At 69.6% G+C, this 507-nt stretch carries 1 protein-coding gene; it reads right to left on the minus strand.

The window, feature by feature from the left end; translation table 11 throughout:
* The coding region (locus V4F39_RS11660) for an isocitrate/isopropylmalate family dehydrogenase (protein ID WP_332289576.1) at positions 1-507 on the minus strand (507 nt) is incomplete at both ends.

Below are 507 nucleotides of genomic sequence, written 5' to 3' on the forward strand. Positions count from 1 at the left end.
GTCACCTGCGCGGTGGTGGCCTTGCCGCCGAGGTCGCGCGTGTGCAGCGCCGGGTTGGCGGTCACCTGCTCGATGGCCTGCATCAGCCGCCGCGCGGCAGCGTCTTCGCCCAGGTGCTCCAGCAGCATCACCACCGACCAGAAGGTGCCCACCGGGTTGGCCAGGCCCTGGCCCATGATGTCGAAGGCCGAGCCGTGGATGGGCTCGAACATCGACGGAAAGCGCCGCTCGGGGTCGATGTTGCCGGTGGGCGCGATGCCCAGGCTGCCGGCCAGCGCGGCCGCCAGGTCGCTCAGGATGTCGGCGTGCAGGTTGGTCGCGACGATGGTGTCGAGCGAGGCCGGGCGGTTGATCATCCGCGCGGTCGAGGCGTCGACCAACTCCTTGTCCCAGGTGACGTCGGGGAACTCCTTGGAGACCTGCACGGCGATCTCGTCCCACATCACCATCGCGTGGCGCTGCGCGTTGCTCTTGGTGATGACGGTGAGCAGCTTGCGCGGGCGGGAC

Source organism: Aquincola agrisoli, from assembly GCF_036621135.1.
Lineage (GTDB): Bacteria > Pseudomonadota > Gammaproteobacteria > Burkholderiales > Burkholderiaceae_C > Aquincola > Aquincola agrisoli.